Below are 3457 nucleotides of genomic sequence, written 5' to 3' on the forward strand. Positions count from 1 at the left end.
AAAAAGAAACAAAACCCAAGTAAGACATAAAAAATTTAGATATTTGCTACTTTTACTGGAGACATAAATTTGGATTTAAATGAATAAAACAAAATATAATTTTGGATTGATTGGAGCAGCGGGATACATTGCTCCACGCCACATGAAAGCAATAAAAGAAACCGATAATAATTTAATAGCTACACTTGATCCTTTTGACAGTGTTGGTATAATTGACAGCTATTTTCCCGAATCGGATTTTTTTATTGAGCCTGAACGATATGATCGCCATCTTGATAAATTAAGGAGAGAAGATAAACATAAGATTGATTACGTCTCAATTTGTTCTCCAAATTTCCTTCACGATTCTCATATTAGGTTAGCATTAAGAAATCAAGCTCATGCTATTTGTGAAAAGCCTGTAGTTCTGAATCCATGGAATGTTGAAGCATTAAAAGAAATTGAAAAGGAAAGTGGTAAAAATATTTATAATATTCTTCAATTGCGTTATCATTCTGCAATTACGACTTTGAAGAAAAAAGTTGAAAAAGATAATAGAAGTGAAAAATATGATATTGACTTAACCTATGTTACAGGTCGCGGAAGGTGGTATCACATGTCTTGGAAAGGTGATAAAACAAAATCAGGTGGGATAGCTACCAATATTGGAGTTCATTTTTATGATATGCTTGGATGGATATTTGGTGAACTGCAACAAAATATTGTTCATGTTTTGGAAGAAAATAGAGCCGCAGGATATTTAGAATTTGAAAAAGCACGTGTACGTTGGTTTTTAAGTCTTGAAATTGATGACATACCGAAACAAATCTGGCAAAAAGGTCAAAGAACATATCGTTCAATAAAAGTAGAAAATGAGGAAATAGAGTTTAGCGGTGGATTTACAGACCTTCACACACTTACGTATCAGGATATTTTAAATGGGAATGGCTGGAGAATGGATGATGCAAAAAAAAGTATTGAAATAGTTCATCACATAAGAAATGCTCAACCTAATAAAAGAATAGGAGAAAAACATCCATTTGTGAAATGAGAATGGACTAAGACTTAGTTTTTATCTTTGTCATTAAAAAAAACTTATTACATTTGCCACCAAAATTAAAACACTTTAAAATAAATAATAAAACTATTAAATTAAAACAATAAAAATATTGCAATGAAAAATATTTATGAAAGATTGCTAAGTAAAGAAACAAAATTGTCAATAATAGGATTGGGCTATGTTGGATTACCTATTGCAATTGAATTTGCAAAAAAAATATCAGTTGTCGGCTTTGATATTAAGGAAGATAGAATTGAAAAAATGAGAAATAAAATTGACCCAAGTAGTGAACTTCATTCAAAGGACTTTGAAGATTGTGATATTAATTATACATCTAAAATTGATGATTTAAAGGAAGCATCATTTCATATTGTTGCTGTTCCTACTCCAATTGATGATCACAATATGCCTGATCTTTCACCTGTGATATCTGCAACAAAAACTGTTGCAAAAGTTCTAAAAAAAGGAGACTATGTGGTTTATGAATCAACGGTTTATCCAGGAGCAACAGAAGAAGATTGTGTTCCTGTTCTTGAAAAGATTTCAGGATTAAAATTTAAAAAAGATTTTAAAGTAGGATATTCACCCGAAAGAATAAATCCAGGTGACAAAGTAAATACCTTAACAACTACAATGAAAATTGTGTCTGGTTGTGATAAAGAATCTCTTGAAATGGTATCCAAAGTTTATGAACTTGTTATTAAAGCAGGAGTACACCCTGCCCCAAATATAAAAGTTGCGGAAGCAGGAAAAATAATTGAAAATACTCAACGTGATGTAAATATTGCATTAATGAATGAACTTTCCATAATTTTTAATCGAATGGGAATAAATACTTTTGATGTGTTGGAAGCTGCAGGTACAAAATGGAATTTTTTAAAATTTTATCCGGGACTCGTTGGAGGTCATTGTATTGGAGTTGACCCATATTATTTGTCCTATAAAGCAAAAGAATATCGTTATCATCCACAAATAATTAATTCAGGTCGTTTTGTAAATGATTCTATGGGATTTTATGTTGCAAAGCAATTAGTGAAAAAGTTAATTGCTGCTGATAAAAGCATTAAAGCTTCAAGGGTATTAGTAATGGGTATTACTTTTAAGGAAGATGTATCTGATATTAGAAACTCAAAAGTTGCTGATGTTGTAAATGAACTGAAATCTTATGGCGTAAAAGTGGATGTTATTGACCCTGATGCTTCTTCTGAGGAAGTAAAAAAAGAATATGGGTTTCCTTTAATAAATTCTCCTTTTGATAATAATCCTAGTACAAAATATGATTCAATTGTTCTTGCTGTATCTCATAAAGAATACAAAGATATTGATGAACAAACATTTAAAAATATCTTAACAAAAGATGGGATTTTTGTTGATGTAAAAGGTATTTACAGAAATAAAATTAAGGAATTGAATTATTGGAGTTTGTAGAATGACTAAGGCTAAGACTAAGAACTAAGGCTAAGGTTAAGACTAAAAGGTATAGATATAAAATATGAGAGATTTTCGGAAATATGATATTTGGAATGATAGTATGGACTTAGTTGATAAAATTTAACAAGTTTACAAAAAAGAATAAGTGCACTAATAAAGAAAATTAGTGAAAAATAATGTTTTATTCTTGCCATAGTCTTAGTAAGAAAAAAAGTTCAATTAAGTTTGGTAATTAATAAAGAATGAGTAAATTTGCTACTCATTTAATAAGGGTATATAACATGGAAAGGAAAGAAGTGCAAAAAGTACATTAAAAATCACTTGTGTTAAGTCCTTTATTATCGGCACTTTGTAACGAACTCATGTAACTGAGGGGGCGAAGCTTTAAAGAAAATAATGATTCCAATACACGGATTACTGAATTCTTCAAAAGTATAGAAGTTTGAAATAATTAACAATGCTTGATACATTGATCACATCCAAAACAAGAATTAAACTTTTATTAAAGTTTTTTTTAAACTCAAACTCAAATTCGTATTTGCGTGCTTTGGAAAGTGAGTTTGGAGAGTCTTCAAATGCTATTAGATTGGAACTTAATCGCTTTGAAGATGCAGGCTTGTTAAAATCTAATTTTAGTGCAAATAAAAAAATATTTAATGCAAATACATCGCATCCGCTTTTTAATGACATACATAATATTTTGTTGAAATATATTGGACTTGATCATATAATTGATGAAGTAGTAATTAAACTTGGAAAAGTGAAGTTTGTATATCTTCTTGGTGATTTTGCTAAAGGAAAAGATGGAAAAATAATTGACTTGCTTTTTGTAGGTGAAAATATTGATAGAGATTTTTTATTAAAGTTAATTGACAAAGCTGAAAAACTTATTAAAAGAAAAATACGATTTTTACTTCTCGGAGAAGATGAATCTGAAAAATATATTAAAGAAATTGATAAATCAGAATTATTGCTTCTTTGGAAGGA

The 3457-nt window shown here is 29.4% G+C and carries 3 protein-coding genes; all 3 read left to right on the forward strand.

Annotated features, from left to right (window positions below; translation table 11 throughout):
* Window positions 1-79: 79 nt before the first annotated feature.
* A complete protein-coding gene (locus tag U9R42_01510) occupies window positions 80-1030 on the forward strand; it encodes a Gfo/Idh/MocA family oxidoreductase (GenBank protein MEA3494692.1) in 951 nt (316 codons plus the stop codon).
* A gap of 132 nt (window positions 1031-1162) precedes the next feature.
* Window positions 1163-2467 carry a nucleotide sugar dehydrogenase gene (locus tag U9R42_01515; protein ID MEA3494693.1) on the forward strand — a complete coding sequence of 435 codons (1305 nt, stop codon included), beginning with the start codon at window positions 1163-1165 and terminating at the stop codon, window positions 2465-2467.
* Between the two features lie 460 nt (window positions 2468-2927).
* Window positions 2928-3457, forward strand: a 530-nt coding sequence (locus tag U9R42_01520) for an ArsR family transcriptional regulator (GenBank protein MEA3494694.1), incomplete at its 3' end; no start/stop codon positions are given.

It is taken from the genome of Bacteroidota bacterium (assembly GCA_034723125.1).
GTDB lineage: Bacteria > Bacteroidota > Bacteroidia > CAILMK01 > JAAYUY01 > JAYEOP01.